Source organism: Lewinellaceae bacterium (genome assembly GCA_020636135.1).
Taxonomy (GTDB): Bacteria; Bacteroidota; Bacteroidia; order Chitinophagales; family Saprospiraceae; genus JAGQXC01.
The window spans coordinates 98,342-118,426 of sequence record JACJYK010000002.1 but is presented as its reverse complement, the minus strand read 5'-3'; the positions used below and the strand labels follow the sequence as shown (position 1 = coordinate 118,426).

Below are 20,085 nucleotides of genomic sequence, written 5' to 3'. Positions count from 1 at the left end.
GATAATACGGTTTCATTTCCGCTTTGGAGTGTTTAACTTCGCATTAACTTCCTCTAAGGTAAGCGCATGACACTAAATGCAAGGCACCCTTTTCCTGTTTTCATCCTATTTGTCTTCTTCATTACCAATGGATATGGTCAGGGACAGTTGAATGGTAGCCTGGTAACACGAGCTCAGTTTTTCATCCGTGATTCGGCCATCGGCGCAACCGGCACGCCCCAGTACGATCGCCAGCTTTATGGTGCCGAATCCTGGCTGGCGCTGAATTATTCCAACTGGGGATTTCAATTTGTCCTACGCATGGACTGGTTCCAGAATTCCAATCTCTTTGACCCGCAAGGGTCCTACTCCGGACAGGGTATTGGTCGCTGGTATGTCCGCAAGAAGATCGATTTTCTGGACATTCAGGCCGGATACATTTACGACCAGATCGGCTCCGGGATCCTCTTCCGCGCTTATGAAGATCGTACCCTCGGCATTGATAATGCCCTCGCCGGCATTCACCTCACCGCTGATCTGCCCCAGGACTGGAGGGTAAAGGCTTTCACCGGGAGACAGAAAAACCGCTTTGACCTGTACGAATCCAATCTGAAGGGACTGGCCCTGGAGGGCTATCAATCCGGCGAAAAATGGTCCTGGTCGCCGGGATTGGCCATCGTCAATAAAACCCTGGCTGATGTACAGATGAACAGCCTGGTCGCCAATCTGAACACCTACGACGCAGATTATCAATTCGTGCCGAAATACAATGCTTACGGCCTATCCACCTATCACAGCCTGGGATTTGGAAACTGGAGTGTTTTCACCGAGCTGGCCTACAAAACAAGGGACGTACAGATCGAATCCACCGGAACATACCGGAATGCTGCCGGTGATGAAGTACCGGCCCCCTTTTTCATCCAAAAACCAGGGCATGTATGGTATAGCTCGCTCAATTATGGCAATGCCGGCCTGGGTTTTTCCCTGGAATACAAACAAACCCGGTTCTTTAGTTTTCGTACCGCACCCAATGCGACGTTGAACCAGGGTATGATCAACTACCTCCCCCCGATGACCCGGCAGAATACGTACCGCCTGACTACGCTATATGTGGCTGCCACCCAGGAGGCCGGAGAGGATGCCATGCAGGGAGAGGTATTCTGGTCCTGGTCCGATCCGTGGCGATGGAGTCTGCAGGGATCACTCATCGACCTGCCGGACGGCACCAAAATGTACCGGGAGATCTTCAGTGAACTGCAATTTCAGGACCTCACCCGGCACCTTACGCTGGGCGTTCAGCACCAGCAATACAATAAAGACCGCTACGAAGGCAAGCCGGGAGAACCCATGGTCAAGGCCTATACCGCTTTTGCGGAAATTTTCAAACAGACCGATGACACCCATTCCTGGCGCTTCGAGGCGCAATATCAGTACAGCCAGCATGGCTATGGTTCCTGGGTCTACGGGCTCGCCGAATACGGGATTGCACCGAAGTGGCTTTTTTCCGCGTCGAACATGTACAATTACCGCAAGCCGGATGGCACGGCCGGAGAGAATTATTATGCCCTGAGTACCTCCTTTCAGCAAAATGGTCAGCGGTTGATGCTGAGTTACGTGCGACAGGTAGAAGGGGTCGTATGCTCCGGCGGCATCTGCCGGTATGAACCGGCATTTAATGGATTTCGAATCAACTTATGGGCAACATTCTGAAACACATACGACTGCTGTGGGTGATGATCCTGTTACCCCTCGCCTGCACCGAGATCCCTCCGATCATAGGCGGACCGGGTCAGGGCAGTCAGGAGGGTGAACAGCGGGTATTGGTGGAGGAATTCACAGGCGTTTACTGCGTCAATTGCCCCGGAGGGTCTGCCTTCCTCCAGCAATTGCAGCAGATCTATGGGGATCGCCTGGTGATCGTATCTATCCATGCGGGATTTTTTGCCCGGCAGTATCCGGAAAGTCAGTACCAATTTAAAACCGATGAGACGGAAGCCCTGCAGAATTTGCTCGGAGCGCCGGTTGCCTATCCATCAGCCACGGTAAACCGGATGAACTTTGAGGGACAATCCAATCGCATCCTCGGCCAGGCTGACTGGGCATCCCATATCCAGGAATCGCTGGATCTAGAACCACAAATAGCCCTGGACATGGCCACAGCCGTTGACGATAGCCGAAACATCACCATCGATGTTCAGATGACTGGGCTGGCTCCGGTCAGTAATCCGCTCTACCTGACCGTCATGCTTACCGAAGACAACATCACCGACCCGCAAAACACCCTGTCAGGCGTCGAGCTGGATTACGTGCATCACCATGTATTGCGCAAGATCCTTACACCTGTTTCCGGCGAGTCCCTGTCAAGTGATTTGATCACCGGAGAACAGCTGTTCAAAACCTATTCCTATGGCATACCTGCAGATTGGGACCTGGACCAGGTACACGCCATTGCCGTTGTCCATCGCAACGACGGAAACCTGGACGTGCTCAATGTAGTTGAAAAGAAGGTGAAGGAATAATCCGGTAAAGGATAATAGGTGCGAAGAGCGAAGGATAATTTATGATCTTTTCCGCTCCTGTGCTCAACCGAACTCTAATGCTGATGGATAATTTCCGGTCTGATTGGGGCTATGTATCTCCTTCCGCGATTTAATCCGGTTATTCCTACTCTACGACCAGTTTACGGATGATTCTACCTCTGTCATTTTGCAGTGTTACGAAGTACATTCCGGGAAAAAATTGGTGTGCATTGAGTTCGAAATTTGTATCGGAAGGTTGCACCTGACGCCGATAAACGGTCCGGCCATTGAGATCCGAGATGGATAACCAACCATTTTCATGGAATCCTTCCAATGCAATCGTAAAATCTCCTTGATTGGGATTGGGAATGACATTTAAACCAACACCCGCTGCAGCCAGGTCATTTACTCCGGTAGTCGGCACATAGTGGACATTCAGGAAGATGCTCGAGGCAATCGGTGCGTTATCCGGCTGACACAAACTGTACAGGTACAGTTCGATATTGTTGTAATCGTAAACCTCTCTATTGGCTTGTGTTATAGAAAGCGTGGCATCATCGAGACATCCCTGGGCAGGCACGGTAAAATCAACTCCATTGTCATTGGTGTTAAATAAATTATTTCCAAATCCTTCCACAATTGCACCGTTCAGGTTGGTTGCCGGATTTCCTTTCAGGTAATACGTCCGTGGTTCATCGCTGTTGTTACAGATCTTAATCTTAAAGGTTGGTTTAGTGCCTGTAGCAATATTGGAAATGGTCATAGTATCTTTTCCATCTGCAAAGACCAGATCGGGTTGATCCCGCTGGTAGCCAGCCTGATAGGGGCAACTGCTCCGGGTACCATTCACTATCCGGAAAATCGGTGTACCAAACATAGGATCCCGGACAATGTTAAGATTATATCTATCACCCGGATCGTCATCACTTAGCGTGTACTTGACCAGTTTTGATTCATCCTGGGTTTGATTTTGTGAGGCGCCATATCTTTTTGAAGCCTTGAATTCATATCCTCCCGACACTCCGGAACCAGCTACTTCGACCACTGCTTGTATTCCGACTTTGGCGTCAATGTATTGTTCATATTTAATGGACCTGGTCTGGGTCGTCTGAACACTCTGCTGACGCTCTAATTTGGCACCGGAAGTAAGGGTCAGATTCGATTCCAGAACTTCATTGTCCGGGTCGTTGATGTTCTCCAGATTCAAAGCGAGGACCTGCTTCCATACGTTCATCTGGTTCAGGATCGTATTGCTCTGTCTGGGTTCCAGCTGAGCCGAGTCTTTTAACATCCCCTCCAGCTCAACAATGTTGTCCTCTATCCCTCTTTTAGTGAGGATGAAATGCCTCGGCTTACCCACCGGAGCATAAACTAAACCCTTGGTTTTAATGGCTGTACAGGTGGCCTCATCAAACTGGATCAGTGGATAAACACCTAAGGCCAAATCTTGTCCATAACCGATGAATACATCTCCACCACCCTGATCATCGACCAGTTCCGAGGTGGCAAACCCTTCACTGACGGTAATGCACGTTTGATTGGATGAGGTGGTATACATCAGGTCTCCGGCTTCCAGTCCGGCGGAAAAGGTAACCGAAAATTCAAAGGAGGTGGTTACAAACAAGCCCGCTTGTCCGGCAATACCCAATTTAACCGCAAGATTTGCAGCATGTGCCTCTGAACTGGTAATATCGGTTTGCAAATTCCGGCAAATGGTTTTACTCGTTTGAAATTCGCTGCTACTGCCATCACCGGGTGGTGCATGCAGGACCAGATAAGGCATCTGAGGTTCCACGATCGTGTCCAATATGGGCACAGGCACATCTACTTCCGTCGGCCCTTCTACTACAAAAGGAATCACAACATTGTATGCAATAGGACCATATAAAAACGCCAACCTGAATGAGATGACCACATATCCATCTGTGGTTCCATTTGGAAAAAATACATCCGCTTTCCAAATGCTCTCCGTTTCACCCGGCTCATTCCTGACTGGCAAGAGGCTCCCAATGCTATCCGAGGATAGGCCTTCACTTTCCATTCCATGATATACCGGAAAATAATAGGGCACCGTGTCGTTTCCCGTATTCCATGGCAAAGGAGATAACCCCTGTGATTTAAATTGCATTTCATAATGCTTATTATTCTGCAGCCGAATGCGGTTTCCCTGCGGGACTTCTGCCAGCGTAGCAGCAACCATGGCATTCAACTTGGAGACTTCGGTTGGTTTATCATTGGTATGCTCATCCTCCACATTTACCAGAGATGCTTTAAAAATAGTTTCTCCACATGGCGCAGCGGGCAAGCCGGATATGGTTACGATTTGGCCCCCCGGCCAAACTTCGATTTGGGTCTGACACCATCCCGGGGTTAGGATAAATAAAATCCATCCCAGCATTAAAAAGACCACCTTGACGGTTGTTGCCGGATGGTTATCCTTAATTCTCGTCGTTACCATAGACCTCAATTGATTTTATAATCAATTTCAAAAATACTCCGGGGCACCGATGAAAATTAGGCGGTTGATCCGGTTAAGATTTTTGTTGACCGAACGAATTAATTGGTTGATCGAATGAGCTGTGCCACACCAAATAATGCTATTCGCTATTCGGTGTCCGACCCTGGTCATTTTGCAGGGTTACCAGATATAATCCGGGAAAGAAACGGCGTGAATTGAGTTCAAAAAACTGGTCCGAAGGCTGCACTGGATGGCAGTAGTTCCACAGTTTTCCGGGAGGCATGAACCTAATGATCGGTGCTGTCAATAGAAAAAAGGCGAGCAACACGTAATTACTGTTATCCAGGCTATTTGGTTTTTTTGGGGTTATGCGGCAACCTTACAATATTGCTGCCTAGTAGAATGCCTCTCTTTCAGTTTGCATCACTCGCCTGCCAAATGATATTTTCCAAATCCAACCATTACTCGGACAGACCGAGTTGTTGGTAAAAGACCAGATTGTCCAGGAAGTCCTGCTCCTGAGCGATCTTACCATTTTTCATTTTCACAAGCGTAACACCCTCAATATCGACCTTCTTCCCGGTTGGTGGGATACCAAAGAATTCTCCGGTATGCTTTCCCTGAAATCTCCAATGTTTGACGATTTTATCACCCTGCCCGAAAGCGTCCAGAATGGTGAAGGTGACATCTGAAAATCCGGTTAGATAGTTGTTATAATACGCTTTAAACCCATCCACACCTTCTATATTCTCCGGACTGGTGACCAGGATGACCTGTTTGTCAAAATGCTCCTCATTAATCTGATCGATTTGTCTTTTATTGACGATATCGTCCCACACACGCTCATACATCTGCAGATTGGCATCCAGCTGATGCTGCGCGTCCTCAAATGCCTTGAGTGCTTCATGATCTGCATTCTGACAGGAAAATGCGATCAGCATGAGTGCGCACAAACCGGCTATTATTGGCTTCATTGATAAAAAAATGTATTTCAAAATAAGAAGCCTGAATAAGGAGGTATGGATCGAATGTCCGGGCAGCAACTTCTTTTGACCGAAGAATGTTATCAATTGACCGAAGGATTTAATTCCAAAAACTTATTTTGGCGAGAACTAGTTTGTACGAAGGCAGGAATTGAATAGCAGCGGAAGAGGTCCTATGAAGATACTGGTTGTTGAGGATGAAATGATCATTGGAGCAAAGATCTCCATCTACCTGACAGAGCTCGGTTATGAGGTGACCGGTGTTATCCCACGGGCAGAGGAAGCGTTGCTGCACGTCAAGGATAATGTACCGGACATTGCCCTGCTGGACATCAGGCTCAAAGGAGCGATGGATGGCATTGCATTAGGTGTAATCCTGAATGAGCAACACCAGATTCCTGTCGTTTTTTTAACAGCTAATACCGATGATGCAACGTTTGAAGAAGCTAAAAAGGCCAGGCCCTACGCTTTTTTGGCCAAACCCTTCGGCAAGCAGGATTTGAAACGTGCATTGGAGCTGACCTTAAATTTGCTTTCCGGTGAATCCCAATCCGAATCATCCCATTTTGATGATATTCCTTCCTCCAATCAACCTCTTTCCGATCGGTTTTTCGTTTACGATGGTGAAAAGAGAGTACGTATTCTGTTTGATCATGTGCTGTACATCAAAGCTGAACGCAATTACTGCCGTATTATCACCGAATCCAAAGAATACCTGTTATCCATGCCCATGAAAAGTCTGGAAGGAGAACTTCCGCCGGATTTGTTCCAGCGCATTCACCGCTCCTACATCGTGAATCTAAAACACGTGGATGAAATAGACAATCAGGTGGTTCGTCTCGGAAGTCATTCCCTGACCATCAGCCAGGCTTTTCTCAAACCGTTTTTACAGCGCATCAAATCCGTCTGAATGAAGCAATGGCAGGTATTCCTTTTCATGTTGATCAATATTAATCTGGCTGCCCAACCGGATCCTACCCCGGTAAACGCCCTGGATAGCCTGTTTGCGATCTTGAAGAAGGAAGTTTCAAACCTCAGCAGCACGCACACCTACGAACAAACCTATCAAAAGGCTTACTTTGCCCTGGCTCGAGCCCTGTATGACGGAAATCCGGAGAAAATCGCCCAGGCGCATAACATCATTGCCGATTGGCACTATTACAGTGTGACCTCCAACAATCCCGATTCCGTCTATTACCACGACCTGAAAACATTGGAATATCTAAGAATGACCGATGACCAATCTTCCATAGCCAAAGCGGAGGACCGGGTCGGAAAAGATCTGGTAAGCATGGGAAGATATCCGGAAGCAGAACAGTACCTCTTTAATGTCGTCCGGATTTATGAATCCCTTAATCAACCACTTAATCTGGGAAGCGCCTATGCCAGTTTAAATTTTTTATTTCGTGAGACCCAGGATTACAACCAGGCCCTGGTGTACGGTGAAAAGTCCATGGAATTGTTTGAAGCCAATTATAAGGATGAAGATGAACTGATCGAACCGCTGTTAGGCCTGATCAAAACCTACCCTGAAGTAGGCAAACCGGAATTGGCGCTGGAGAAAGCCCAACAGGTAGTGGATATCATCTCCCGGAAATATGGTGAAGGAGAAAATATCCACATGGCCAATGTGCGGGTATGGCGCGGCGAAGTTTACGTGGCACTGAAGGAATACGACAAAGCGTTGGAAGATTTCACTTATTCCTACCGGGTTATGAAAAACCTCCTGCCTGACGAATCCGATGCAGACGGGTGGAAGGGATACATCGGCAATGTACTCCGTCTCCAAGGGAAATATGCCGATGCCATTCCTTACATCAAAGATTGTTTGCATCACCATCAGAGCAAGAACATCGAAGAATGGAAACTCATCGAAGACAACCAGTTTTGGCTCGCCGAATGCTATGAAAAAACAAACCAACCAGATTCGGCATTCCATTACCTACAGCAGGGCCAGGCCACCCAAAAAGACCGGCTCACCGAAGAGCTGGCGGCCGTAAAAAAAGAGCTTCGCATCAAGTACGACACCGAGCAGAAAGAGGAAACCATCCATACCCAGCAGGCCAGGATCGAACAACAGTCCAAAGTGCAATACCTCAGTTACGGTGTAGTGGTCTCTTTATTAGGATTACTTCTGGTGGGCTTTATCGCCTACCGAAACAACCGGAAAAAGAATCGGCAACTGTTGACCCTCAACCTGGATCTCACCCATACCAACCAAAAGCTGGATCAGCGCAATGCTCAGAACGAGCTCCTGCTCAAAGAGATCCATCACCGGGTAAAAAACAACCTGGAGATCATTTCCAGTCTTTTGGAACTCCAGGCCCGTCAAACCGACGATCAGGTCGCTCAATTTGCGATGAAGGAAAGCCAAAGTCGCGTGCGTTCGATGGGTATTTTGCATCAAAAGTTATTCCAGGGACAAAATCAGGTCGCCATCGAGATGAAGGATTATTTTACCAACCTGAGTAATCATCTGCTCGACACTTACGATGCCGGAGAAAAGGTAAAAGTGGATTGCAAAATGGATCCTTTAGAGCTCGATATCGACACCGCAATCCCGATCGGACTGATCGTCAATGAAGTGCTAACCAATGCCCTGAAATACGCATTCCGGGACCGTAACGGCGGAAAGATCAGATTGAGCCTTCAGGCTGAAGGTGACCGTAATCTCAACTTATCAATAGAAGATGACGGGGTGGGAAAACAACATGAGGGTCAACCGGAAGGCACTGGTTTCGGGACACAGTTGATTAATCTGCTAACCCATCAACTGGAAGGATCTATGTCAGAACAAATCCGGGAGGGAACCAAAATATCATTCCATTTGAAAAAAGTACGCACGGCAAGTTGAGTAATACCGGAACAGAAATCAGGACTTCCACTTGATGTTGCACCCCATGCTCGGATACTGAATATCGGCTACCGGCTTGCCGGCCAAGACGGCATCCAGGGCAGCCCGTAGGTCTTCACCGGTTACCGGAACATCGGTTTTGGGTCGGCTTGCATCCAGCCGGCCACGGTAGACCAATTGCCGATCGCGGTTAAAGACATAAAAGTCCGGCGTGCAGGCAGCATCATAGGCTTTAGCTACTTCCTGTGTTTCATCATACAAATACGGAAACGGATAGTGGAGTTCTTCGGCATGGGCCTTCATCTTATCCGGTGCATCATCCGGGTAATTATCCACATCATTCGAACTGATCGCCACAAAACCAACTTCTTTTTGCCGGTATTCATTGGCCAATCGAACGATCTCCGCATTGACATGCAGGACGTACGGGCAGTGATTACAAATAAACATTACTACGGTAGCATACCCGGTTGCCACATCATTTAGAGAGATAACCTTTCCGGTAACGGTATCCGGTAAATGAAAGTCGGGTGCCGGAGTACCAAGCGGGAGCATATTGGATTCGGTGCGAGCCACAGGAAAGGGGTTTTTTATTTAAGATTACTTGATTTCTGATTTTAGATTTCTGAGTACCTTCTACTATCTACGGAATACCTATGACTTAATGGCCGAGATTAACTCATCACTCATCGGATCGACCATGGACGGCCAGAATTTTACCAGGTTACCGTCTTCATCAATCAGGTATTTACAGAAGTTCCAGGAAGGGATCTGGTCATTCCATCCATTTTTGTCTTTCGATTCCAGCCAGTCGTACAATGGAGGTTTATTGGGTCCCTTCACGGTAATTTTGGCAAACATCTGAAAGGTAACCCCATAATTTTTCGTACAGAAGGTAGCAATTTCAGCTTCGCTACCCGGTTCCTGACCACCAAAATCGTTGCAGGGAAAGCCAAGGACAACGACCTGATCGCCGTATTGCTTATGAAGCTCTTCCAACTGAGCGTATTGTGGTGTGAATCCGCATTCGGAGGCCGTATTGACGATCAGGACTTTCTTCCCTTTGTACTGTGAAAAATCGATGATCCGGCCGTCTATGCTTTGCATTTTCAGACTATGGAAAAAATCATCGTTTGGATGTACCGTAAACATACTAGCCATTAGAATAAGAATTGAGCCAGCCATTTAAATTTGATTTTGCAAGCTATAACAGCTGGTGTGGTAAATGGTTGGGCATGTGGGTTATTCTTTGGTAAAGAATGCTCCCGGCTTTGTATCTTCCATGCTATGAAAAAGACCATTGCCATTATTGTCTTCATTGTTTTTATCTTATTTACCGCCGTACAGTACAACGACCCGGATGCGCTACGGTGGATCGCCATTTACGGGTACGTCAGCCTGGCAGCACTAGGCGCCTATTTCAACCGGGTACCACGCTGGGCGATTTACGCCGGGATGATCGTCTGTCTGATCTGGATGGGTACTTTATTCAAGGATTTTATTCACTGGATCCAGATGGGCATGCCTTCCATCGTGGATGAAATGCATACCACCAAACCCCACATCGAGCTGGTACGGGAATTTCTGGGCTTGCTACTGGCCATGATTGGTCTTTGGGTGGTCCGGCCACGGGGAAATAACTAGGGGTACACGGAACGTCACCGGAGAGACACGGAGGGTCGTGGTGTTTGTAGGCCATTTTATGGGGCGTACCTACGGCACGCTATGCTTCTATGGGCATCATCAGTTGGATTAAAATCCATCGCAACGCCATGTCCCGAGCCGATGGCTCTGGTAGCCCATTCCATACCTGATCGAATTTCCCAAATTGGATGCTATAAGCACAAAACCGTAGGCTTGATCCATTCTGTAGCGGTGGGTTTTAACCCATTGCATAAACGTCAAACAAAATCCGAGTGCCGGAGGTACGGAACATTTTGAAATCACAAAGCCGTAGGCTTGGTCCCTCTGCAGCAGCGGGTTTTAACCTGATGCTCTGGTAACCCTATCCATACCTGATCGAATTGCCCAAATTGGATGCTGTAAGCACAAAGCCGTCGGATTGGTCCATCCTGTAGCGGTGGGTTTTAACCTGTTGCATAAACGTCAAACAAAATCCGAGTGCCGGAGGTACGGCACATTTTGAAATCTTATCTTTTATGGGGCGTACCTACGGCACGCTATGTTTTTATGGGCATCATCAAGTGGATTAAAATCCACCGCAACACCATGTACCGAGCTGATGGCTCTGGTAACCCTATCCATACCTGATCGAATTTCCCAAATTGGATGCTGTAAGTACAAAGCCGTCGGATTGATCCATTCTGTAGCGGTGGGTTTAACCTGATGCTCTGGTAACCCTATCCATACCTGATCGAATTCCCCAAATTGGATGCTGTAAGCACAAAGCCGTAGGCTTGGTCCATTCTGTAGCGGCGGGTTTTAACCCGTTGCATAAACGTCAAACAAAATCCGAGTGCCGGAGGCACGGCACGTTTTCAAATCACAAAGCCGTAGGCTTGGTCCATTCCATAGCGGCGGGTTTTAACCCACTGAGCACATGGCCATCAACTAGTGAGTGCTGTAAGCACGTCACATATATATAAAATTATTACATGATTTATACCCGTATGTGATTTATGGCAAGGCACCATGAGAGGTCAATCCGGCATCCACAGCGATCGGTCTTAGATATTGATCACCGTCTACCAGACAAAAATATCGTGTCAGGTTACTGACCACACAAGAATGGTTCGGTAGGATCCGTACCAGATCCCCAACTTTGAGTTCCAGGCCTTTGCGTTTACCTATAAATCCATGCTCTTCGGAAAGCTTGACCACTTTGAACTCAAACGCCTTTTTGGGATAATGATCCAGAGGATAGGCCAATCCATAATCATCCTGGTCTCCCCGTTTGTCACTGGACAAGACCTTTTTGCCAGCATCGATGATGTAGTAATGCTCGTTTTCACTGATGACTGAAGCCAGGATGGTCTGTGCCACAGCCCGCTTTTTGATCAATTTCATGGCAACCGGTGTCCGATCCATAAAAACGTAATTCCCCGGTCTGATTTCTGTCACCCCTTCCAAACCTTCACCCATCAGGGTGCCCGGTGTAGATCCGACAGAGATTTCATCAACTGCTATTCCGGCTGCCTCGAGTCTGTGTTTAAGTTTTAATAATTGGTTGACTTCTTTCCGGTTTACTTTAGTCAGTTTCTTCCAACTGGCTACATCATAGGTTAATCCGTTGTGGGTGAGCAGTCCTTTAAACCCCAGGTATTTATAGCGTCCTATTTGCTGCGCCAGTTCGAGGATGCGTTCATCATTGGGTTCCAGACCACATCGATTGTAGCCAATGTTGATGATGATGTATAGACCTACCTGGAACCGAACCCGGGTAGCTACTTTGTAGGCAATTGCAAGTCCTTCGGCATTGTCGATGCATAGATTGATTTCGGCATTCAGTTCCTGGGCCCGTTTCAGAAACGGAGTCAGCTTGCGCTCATCAATAACAGGATAGGCCAGGGTGATTGATTTAACGCCTGCCTCCAGAAACGGCAATGCTTCAGCCGGCTTGGATGCGGTAATGCCAACTGCACCCGCCGCTGCCTGCATCTGGAAGATTTCCACACTCTTGTGGGTTTTAATGTGGGGTCGCAATTTGACCTGGTTCTGATCGGCAATCTCCTGAAGGTGTTTGATGTTCCATTCGAGGATAAGTTGATCGACCAGGACCTGTGGGGTCTGGAGTTGGTTCACAGAAAACATGGCACTAGGTTAAAAAGTATAAAAATTAATATTCCTGCTGGATGAAAACAAAGATAAAGCGTCAGTAAGAAACACCCTGGAATTCAATGTTAACAATTCCAGTTTTGGGAAATTTACCTTTTGCAGGTTCCTAAGAGGTCATTGTCCGGACTGCAGGATCAATATCTTCGTCACCGCAGCTGCCGGCTTTCCAAATGTAACCTGTGTCGCATTGCTGAACACCAAATAAACTCCGCTGGCGACCCGGTTACCGGTAAAATCATTACCATCCCAGATGGCTTGCCCGCCATTCGCCTGGGTTTCGTACACTAGCTGTCCGCCTACATCAGTGATCTTTACATCAGCATCCTCGACCAGCCCTTTGATCGCGATGATGCCCTGGTATTCCGGACGTACCGGATTAGGAAATGCATAGACGGTCGGGGCATAATAATTCTCGGCAGCGGAGGCTTCGGTCCGCAATGTAATGATGCCATCGTCGGTGCCGATCCAGGCGATCCCGTCGTCATCGATCGCAATATCGATGATGTTGTTATTGAGTAAGGGACTGTTGCGGTCGTCGTATTTCGCGACCAACTTTAATCCATCCGGGGACAAGACAAAGATGCCATTGCGGGTACCTACCCACTTCTGGTTGGCACCATCCACGGCAACACAACGAATATCCTGCGTGGAGAGCAATTTTCCGTTTACCCCATCGAACGTAACGATTTTGTGCCGCCCAGGGCAGCCATTTCCGTTAAATAAATTGTCACCGCAGTCAAAAGTCACCAGTCCCTGGGTCGTTCCTACCCAGATCTGACCATCGCGGTCGGCTTCAACGCAATTAACCAGGTTATTAGGCAGTTCGCTGTTGGTGGTGTTAATAACTTTATACCGGTCATCACCCGTGTCCAGCGGATCTTCACCGGAATCCATAACCACCAGGCCCGCGACATCGCCATTGATAGCAAACCATTTATAGCCATTGCGGTCGATGGCAACCTGAGTCAGTGTCGTTGCAGTAGGCACATTAAAATTTTGCCATTTACCGTCCGTAGTCATCACTGAAATCGGCTTACTGGCCAGGTAATTCGAAATCCATAAATTTTCATCTTTATCGAAGGCGAGACCGCTGATCCGTTCGCGCCCCGGGTCACCTACTGTCCCACCGATGGTCGAATTGTCCTGGTCGTAAATGGTGATGGTTCCGTCAGGCGGTATTTGGGCCAATCCGGACAGATAGGACCCGGCATAAATCACGCCGTCGGAAGGACGAACCTTTACTGTGAAAACATCCCAGAAATCATGCACCCCCAACGTCTGATTGTTGTAGACATTGAGATAATTCCAAAGTCCATCCTTATACAGGAACAATCCATCCCTCCTGAAACGGTAAGAATAGGTTGCGTCTACTCCGCCTGAAGCCACTAACACTTCATGGTTATAGGTGGTGATTTCCGAAACATTGGACGAATAAGGTGTATTAAAGGTTAATGCATGGCAGGGCTCCGTCAGAGAAGTAGTATACCGGTATTCATCGCCTTCATCAGCAAACCACAGGGCATCGCCGGTCTGAATGGCGTAATTGGGGCGAAAAAAACACTGGGCAGGTACATCCTCCCGCGAACCGTCCGCATTCAGGAAAAAGACTTTGCTGTCGCAATTGGTGATGCAGCGCAGTCCGGCGATCAAACGCGTTCCCTCATCCGACAGGTAGCGGACCCGGTATCCCCGATCGTACAAGATCTGGTCAAACTTGGATCCATTCCACTTCAGGATGCGATCTTCAATGACCACATAAAGCTGACCGTCCAGTACAGCCACCTGGTTGGCATAAAAGTATCCGTCAGCAATCCCTTCTTCCGGTCCCAGTAATTGCCACTCCTGAAAATCTGCCAGATTAACGCCGTTTACAGGAGCGCGATAAAGCCCATTCTCGGTTCCAAGGTAAAAATAGCCCTCAAACTCCCTCAGACTGAATGTCTCAAAGTCAATAAACGTGGTGAACCCAAATTCTTGCCGAATCATATCAAACTCTACCAGGCCGAACGAGCAGGATAAATAGGCTTTATCCCCGTAAAAGACAATGTCATTAATCGATTTACGGCCAAGGATGCGGTCATTGTCCCGGATGTTATTAAAATTCACAATGCCGTCAGCGCTGTAGAGATCCAGATTGCCGTCGCTGTAGGCAATCATTAATGACTCGGATGGTGCGTGATATTTGACCCGTGTCAGACCGGCGTCACTCAATCCCTCAACCCGGGTTATGAATGCCGGCTGCTGGTCTTCCCTTGAGAGTCTCAATAATCCGAATTCGGTCGCAAAATAGATGTTATCCGGGCTGGCCGTAACGTAGGCGCTGCGTTTAAACGGGAGATGCGCTTTCCACTGTCCGATCCGCAAGTCAAAGGATGACTGTGCGGTCAAGCTAATGGCAAACCAGGATGCGATGATCAGGCTATAAACCCTCATGTGTTTTCCGGCTGAAAATTCTATTTCTATTAACGGCTGTTCCACGGTTTTCGATGCACCCTCCTGGGCAAATTGTAGGACGAAATTACAGTTTTCCAGCAGAAACGGTTCAGGCAAACCCAAACCGACCCCTCTTGGGAAAGATCTTGTCCGTTCAATCGGTTACCAGCCTTTTTGTATCCGCGATTTAGCGTAGCTGGTAGATTCCAGAACTTGCCAGTGCATAATATCACTTATCTTATGCTGGTATGTTTTCAAAATGGATTGCTCATATTGCCGTAGCCTTTCAGACCTTTCGGTCCAATCCCCTGCACACCCTGCTTTCTACTTTGGGTATTGTCATCGGGGTGGCCGCCCTGGTTGCTATCCTTTCATTGATTGATGGGCTGGAGCAATTTGGCCGGCAACAGCTGGAAAGGACAACGGACCTCCAGGGCATTCAGGTGATGAGTAAAACCGATGACCGAGAAAATGGAGTGGTTATCAAGCGGGACGAATACCCCCTGTTGGATGAGGCATTTCTTGAACTTCTGATCCACCATTTAGGTGACCGGGCAACGGTGACCATGTACCAGGAGAAATCGAATTGGATTAGCTGGCCTCAGGATACTACCCGGCACGCCGCCCTGGTTTATCAGCTAGCCGGAACAATACCTGCTCTCGATACCGGTTTGATTGCAGGAAAGCTGGCGCTTCCGGACGAAAAGCAGGTTGTGGTTAACAATAAACTACTTGCGTATTTTCCTGAAACCAGGCGGGACGACCTCATCGGCAAAAAAATTTTTCTCGGATCAGATACCTGCGTCATTGGAGGTATTGTCCGCTACGCGCGTGCCCGGGGAGGATTGCTTGTATTCCGTAAGCTTCTGCCATCGATGGACCGCCACGATTTTCCTCCCCAAATCTTGATTCACGTAAACACGATCGAAAATGTTGCTGTCATCCAGAAGCAAGTTGAGGCGTTGATCCGTGAACATTATCCGGATAACTCCGGTGATTTTGTGGTACTGAACAACACTTTCCGCGTTGACCAGGCCACCCAGGGGATTTTGTTGTTTAAACTGATCATGGCATTTATTACCGGCATTTCAGTGCTGGTAGGCGGAATCGGCATCATGAATGTTTTGTTGATGTCAATCACCGAGCGCACGCGGGAAATCGGGATTCGCAAGGCTCTGGGTGCCAGAAAACGGGATATCTCCAATCAGTTTCTGGCGGAAGCGGTTGGATTAAGCCTGATCGGCAGTCTACTGGGAATGATCCTGGGCATGTTGATGGTTCAGATCGCGTTACCTCTGATCAAAAAGGTCATTAAAGCGCCCTTCGGAATCGTCTATAACCCTTCCACTTTGTTGATCATATTTATTCTGGCATTACTTATCGGCATCATTTTCGGCACCTATCCTGCCTTACGGGCGGCCAGGCTTACTCCGGTCGATGCGATCCGGCACGAATAAATCGCGAAAAACTGAGACCACTCCTGAATTTCAATAACAACGGGCAACCCACGTCATTCGCGCGAATAGACCGTGTCACCTGTAAGAAGTGTACTTGAGCTTACCCTTTTCGGTTCGTACAAAAGAGGTATTCAATAATGATCCTTCGGCAGTTAACTCATTCTAAACCTGTCTAATGTCTAAAATCTAATTCATCCTTCCTCCAGCAATTCCTTCATTGCATGCATCACCATGGTCCAGTTATCGATGGAATGCTGCTTGCGATCCGGGTCGGTAAATCCCCCTTGCTCAACCTTCAATCTGGTGCCTTCCGGATGCACTTCCAACCGGTAGGAAACCGGCAGGTAATTTTCGGGTTTGTCTTCGGTACCTGACCAGGAGCTCCAGTACACATAATCCAATTGCCGCGGCGGATCGAAAACCTGAATGACTCCTTTGTCCTCATAAGCCTGACCGTCCCATTCACCACGGAAATAGATCATGCCTCCCTCCCGCCAGTCTCCTTCCAGGTTGGTACCAAAAAAGTATGCCCTCACCATTTCCGGGTCGATCAATGCTTGCCAAACCTTTTCCAGAGAAGCCTTGATAACCAATTCTACTTGTATATATTCCATGCTATCTGATGATTGTATGTTTCGCCAAAGGTAATGGAGCTAAGAGCTATTGAGATTACACGAAACGGAGCCATGGTTATACCTTAAGGATTATCTTTATCCAATTATTTTACCAAGCCTATGGTCCATCTTAAAGATACCGACACCGGGAACATCATCGTTATTGGCGACCGGGTTTTAATCAAACCGACCACCCCTGCCGAAAAAACGGAAGGTGGTTTATACCTGCCACAGGGCATGCACAAAACCGAAGAGCTACGTACCGGATATGTGATCAAAGTCGGGCCTGGATACCCCATTCCGGTTCCTCCCGATGACGAACCTTGGAAAGAGCATAACGACGAAGTCAGATATGTCCCGCTTCAGCCCAAACAAGGAGACCTTGCCGTCTATATCCAGAAGAATGTGTTCAATATCCGCTTTAATGGAGAAGACTATGTGATCGCTCCCCATGGAGCCATTCTGATGGTGGTGCGGGAAGAGGATTGAGGTTTCCGGATGTGCTTTTAATTAACTCCGCGCTCATTCAAAAGTAGTAATCAGCATCGACTCACGTATTCCTCCAAAGCTCTTGTTTGGTCCGCTTTGTGGTCACCTAACTACCGGCAATGCGATGGCGGCACGCCGAATTTCTTTTTAAATGCCGCGCTGAAATGTTGGGGGGAAGAATAACCCAGGTCATAGGCCACCTCCGCTATGGAGCGGTGATTGGCAAGGAGCGCTTCCTGCGATCGTTGCAAACGGTAATCCGCCAGATATCCGAAAGCCGTTGTCTGGTATTCCTTCTTAAACCCGCGTTTGAGTTTGTATTCATTTAATCCGACCTCACGCGCCAACTCCGAAAGACTGGGTGGATTCTGAAAGTGGCGCTCCAGATATTGTCTTGCCTGTTGAATCCGTTCACGGTCGTCCCGGGTGAGTGAGATCTCTGGTGCACTTCGTACAAAACGGTCCACGGTCTCCGCCGAGAGTACCAGAATTTCCATTGTTTTCGATAGCAGGAAAAGCTTGCGCAGATGCCCCTGATACCTGCAGTTAATGATGGAGCGAATGGCCTGAATCAATTCAAACGAGATGGGAATGGAGCGTTGAGATAAGACCACCGGCTGATCTTGCTGCATACGGGTAATAAATCGCTGTAAGGTGGGATTACCATCCTGCGTCATCTGAATAAACTGTTCCGGTGCAAAAGCAATGTCAAACGATTCTCCCCGTAAATGATGATTGAAAAATGTATTGTTGAAACCTCTGGTATAAATCAGATTGTGCTGCCCACGCTGGACCGGATAGGTCTTGTCCTGCTGAAAAATGGTATAATCCCCCTCAAGATTGAAGGACAGGCTGACCAGCTCTTCTTCATTGGATTTCTCAAAATAGCCGGTCTGCCCAAACTCGGTTACGGTATGGCGTAGGCGGATCCCATCTACCCAGGCATAATAACCGGTAGTGCGGCCATAATCAAGCGTTTCGTCGTATTGAACCTCCACCAGTGAGCCATCTGGATTTGGCTCTGGGAAAGGATGAATATAATATGGACTCGCGTTGGAAGGGTTGTTCGTCATAACATGTAAATCATCGATTTCATGGTAAAAGCTATCCATTACTGATCAGTGAATTTAAAAATCAGAAGCTAATAATCCATTCATTAATTATTAGGATCGCTAGACTTGATTTTCCGGAATCCATTTTATTATTCGCAAAACAAGTTGAGAATTTGTTCTAATTTCAATCACAGATAATCCATACCTGCACCATAAACCTGACGCAATGAATTCCTTGGTTCTGACATTCTGGATGCTTGCTTTTGCATCTATGGAGGCGCAACCGGTCTCCTATACCCATGATTTCACCTCAAAGCCACAGGTTAAGTGGACTTTTCACACTTCATCCGAATTTTTCAGTTCACCGGTGGTGATGGGAGACCTGGTCTACATTGGCGGCCTGGACAGTATCTTGCATGCAATTGATTTACAGACAGGCAAAGAGGTCTGGCAATTTAAATCCGGTGGAGCTATCCGGTCTACTGTTTTTGCAGATGATGAATATGTTTACCTCAATGGCGGTGATGGCAACATTTATTGCCTGGTTCGCTATGATGGTGCTTTACAATGGATATTCCAAACCGGAGGTAAAGAACGATACGATTTTGCGGATTATTTCGATTCGGCACCCGTTGTGGTCGACAACCTGCTGTACGTCGGTTCCAGTGATTTTAACCTGTATGCCCTCGATGCCACGAATGGAAGCGAAATCTGGCATTATCCAACAGATGGAATGGTACACACCACACCCGCAATCGCCAACGGGGGTATCTATTTCGGTTCTTTCGACGGATATGTTTATGCCTTAGATGCTCAAAACGGTACGCTCAGGTGGAAATTCAAAACTGTTGGCCACCGGTATTTCCCCAAAGGCGAAGTTCAGGGTTCACCGGTGATCACAGACCAATTAATTGTTATCGGAGCTCGTGACTATAATGTTTATGCCATCGACCGGGAAAATGGTTATTGCCATTGGAATAAATCGTTCCAAAATGGCTGGGGACTAAGCAATACCGTATTTAAGGACACTTTATTCATTGCGGGAGCAGATGAACGTAAAATAATTTGCGTTAATGAAAAATCCGGATCCGAATTTTGGAACAAACCCATGGAGTTCCTGATCTTCGGCAACCTCGTATTTTCTCAGAAAATGTTTTACGTAGGCACAACCAATGGCAAGTTGCATGGTTTTGACCGGATTTCCGGCGAGCGCGTATGGCAGTTTGAGACCGAAGAGTATCTTGAAAAAAGATCGGCATATTTTAAAGATGACGATACTTATCGCGAAGATATCTATTCAATCATTAAATCGAATGAAGAATTCCTGGAAGTCGAATGCGAATTAGGTGGTGTATTTTCGACACCGGCCCTGGTAAATGACTTGTTGTTATTCTCGAGTACCAACGGCAAGTTGTATTGCCTTGAAGAAGCGAAATAAATATCTGGTCTCGT

At 47.6% G+C, this 20,085-nt stretch carries 16 protein-coding genes; 8 read left to right on the top strand and 8 right to left on the bottom strand.

All coding sequences use genetic code 11. The annotated features are described in order from the left end of the window. The first annotated feature begins 66 nt into the window (after positions 1-66). On the top strand, positions 67-1,689 hold the full coding sequence (locus H6570_15595; GenBank protein MCB9320707.1) for a hypothetical protein: 1,623 nt from the start codon (positions 67-69) through the stop codon (positions 1,687-1,689). Beyond that, positions 1,674-2,498, top strand: coding sequence for an Omp28-related outer membrane protein (locus H6570_15590; protein MCB9320706.1), 825 nt, complete (start codon positions 1,674-1,676; stop codon positions 2,496-2,498). The genes H6570_15595 and H6570_15590 overlap by 16 nt, the downstream gene beginning before the upstream one ends. A gap of 145 nt (positions 2,499-2,643) precedes the next feature. Here H6570_15590 and H6570_15585 read toward each other — a convergent pair whose 3' ends face one another. Beyond that, positions 2,644-4,956, bottom strand: a complete 2,313-nt coding sequence (locus H6570_15585) for a T9SS type A sorting domain-containing protein (GenBank protein MCB9320705.1) — start codon at positions 4,954-4,956, stop codon at positions 2,644-2,646. A gap of 461 nt (positions 4,957-5,417) precedes the next feature. Further along, a complete protein-coding gene (locus tag H6570_15580) occupies positions 5,418-5,930 on the bottom strand; it encodes an ester cyclase (protein ID MCB9320704.1) in 513 nt (170 codons plus the stop codon). 184 nt (positions 5,931-6,114) lie between these two features. On the opposite strand from H6570_15580, the gene H6570_15575 reads away from it, so the two are divergent. Together H6570_15575 and H6570_15570 are read left to right on the top strand one after the other, a co-directional pair. Next, positions 6,115-6,849 carry a LytTR family transcriptional regulator DNA-binding domain-containing protein gene (locus tag H6570_15575; GenBank protein ID MCB9320703.1) on the top strand — a complete coding sequence of 245 codons (735 nt, stop codon included), beginning with the start codon at positions 6,115-6,117 and terminating at the stop codon, positions 6,847-6,849. Then, positions 6,850-8,793: a hypothetical protein gene (locus H6570_15570; protein MCB9320702.1), complete on the top strand. Its 1,944-nt coding sequence runs from the start codon at positions 6,850-6,852 to the stop codon at positions 8,791-8,793. 18 nt (positions 8,794-8,811) lie between these two features. Here the strand turns inward: H6570_15570 and H6570_15565 are convergent, their stop codons facing one another. Both H6570_15565 and H6570_15560 read right to left on the bottom strand, forming a co-directional pair. Further along, positions 8,812-9,369, bottom strand: a complete 558-nt coding sequence (locus H6570_15565; GenBank protein ID MCB9320701.1) for a thioredoxin family protein — start codon at positions 9,367-9,369, stop codon at positions 8,812-8,814. Positions 9,370-9,447: 78 nt separating this feature from the next. Continuing rightward, on the bottom strand, positions 9,448-9,978 hold the full coding sequence (locus H6570_15560) for a glutathione peroxidase (GenBank protein MCB9320700.1): 531 nt from the start codon (positions 9,976-9,978) through the stop codon (positions 9,448-9,450). A gap of 102 nt (positions 9,979-10,080) precedes the next feature. Here H6570_15560 and H6570_15555 point away from each other — a divergent pair, with 102 nt between their 5' ends. Then, positions 10,081-10,437, top strand: coding sequence for a transmembrane 220 family protein (locus tag H6570_15555; GenBank protein MCB9320699.1), 357 nt, complete (start codon positions 10,081-10,083; stop codon positions 10,435-10,437). Positions 10,438-11,430: 993 nt separating this feature from the next. Here H6570_15555 and H6570_15550 read toward each other — a convergent pair. Together H6570_15550 and H6570_15545 are read right to left on the bottom strand one after the other, a co-directional pair. Beyond that, positions 11,431-12,564, bottom strand: a complete 1,134-nt coding sequence (locus H6570_15550; protein ID MCB9320698.1) for an alanine racemase — start codon at positions 12,562-12,564, stop codon at positions 11,431-11,433. 138 nt (positions 12,565-12,702) lie between these two features. Further along, positions 12,703-15,021, bottom strand: a complete 2,319-nt coding sequence (locus tag H6570_15545; protein MCB9320697.1) for a hypothetical protein — start codon at positions 15,019-15,021, stop codon at positions 12,703-12,705. A gap of 248 nt (positions 15,022-15,269) precedes the next feature. Between H6570_15545 and H6570_15540 the strand changes: the two genes are divergently transcribed. Further along, a complete protein-coding gene (locus H6570_15540; GenBank protein ID MCB9320696.1) occupies positions 15,270-16,478 on the top strand; it encodes an FtsX-like permease family protein in 1,209 nt (402 codons plus the stop codon). Between the two features lie 191 nt (positions 16,479-16,669). Here H6570_15540 and H6570_15535 read toward each other — a convergent pair whose 3' ends face one another. Continuing rightward, positions 16,670-17,092: an SRPBCC domain-containing protein gene (locus tag H6570_15535; protein ID MCB9320695.1), complete on the bottom strand. Its 423-nt coding sequence runs from the start codon at positions 17,090-17,092 to the stop codon at positions 16,670-16,672. A 120-nt stretch (positions 17,093-17,212) separates the two neighbouring features. Between H6570_15535 and H6570_15530 the strand changes: the two genes are divergently transcribed. Beyond that, positions 17,213-17,581: a co-chaperone GroES gene (locus H6570_15530; protein MCB9320694.1), complete on the top strand. Its 369-nt coding sequence runs from the start codon at positions 17,213-17,215 to the stop codon at positions 17,579-17,581. Between the two features lie 110 nt (positions 17,582-17,691). On the opposite strand, the gene H6570_15525 is transcribed toward H6570_15530, so the two are convergent. Beyond that, on the bottom strand, positions 17,692-18,693 hold the full coding sequence (locus tag H6570_15525; protein ID MCB9320693.1) for a helix-turn-helix transcriptional regulator: 1,002 nt from the start codon (positions 18,691-18,693) through the stop codon (positions 17,692-17,694). 166 nt (positions 18,694-18,859) lie between these two features. Between H6570_15525 and H6570_15520 the strand changes: the two genes are divergently transcribed. Continuing rightward, on the top strand, positions 18,860-20,071 hold the full coding sequence (locus H6570_15520; protein ID MCB9320692.1) for a PQQ-binding-like beta-propeller repeat protein: 1,212 nt from the start codon (positions 18,860-18,862) through the stop codon (positions 20,069-20,071). Positions 20,072-20,085: the final 14 nt, after the last annotated feature.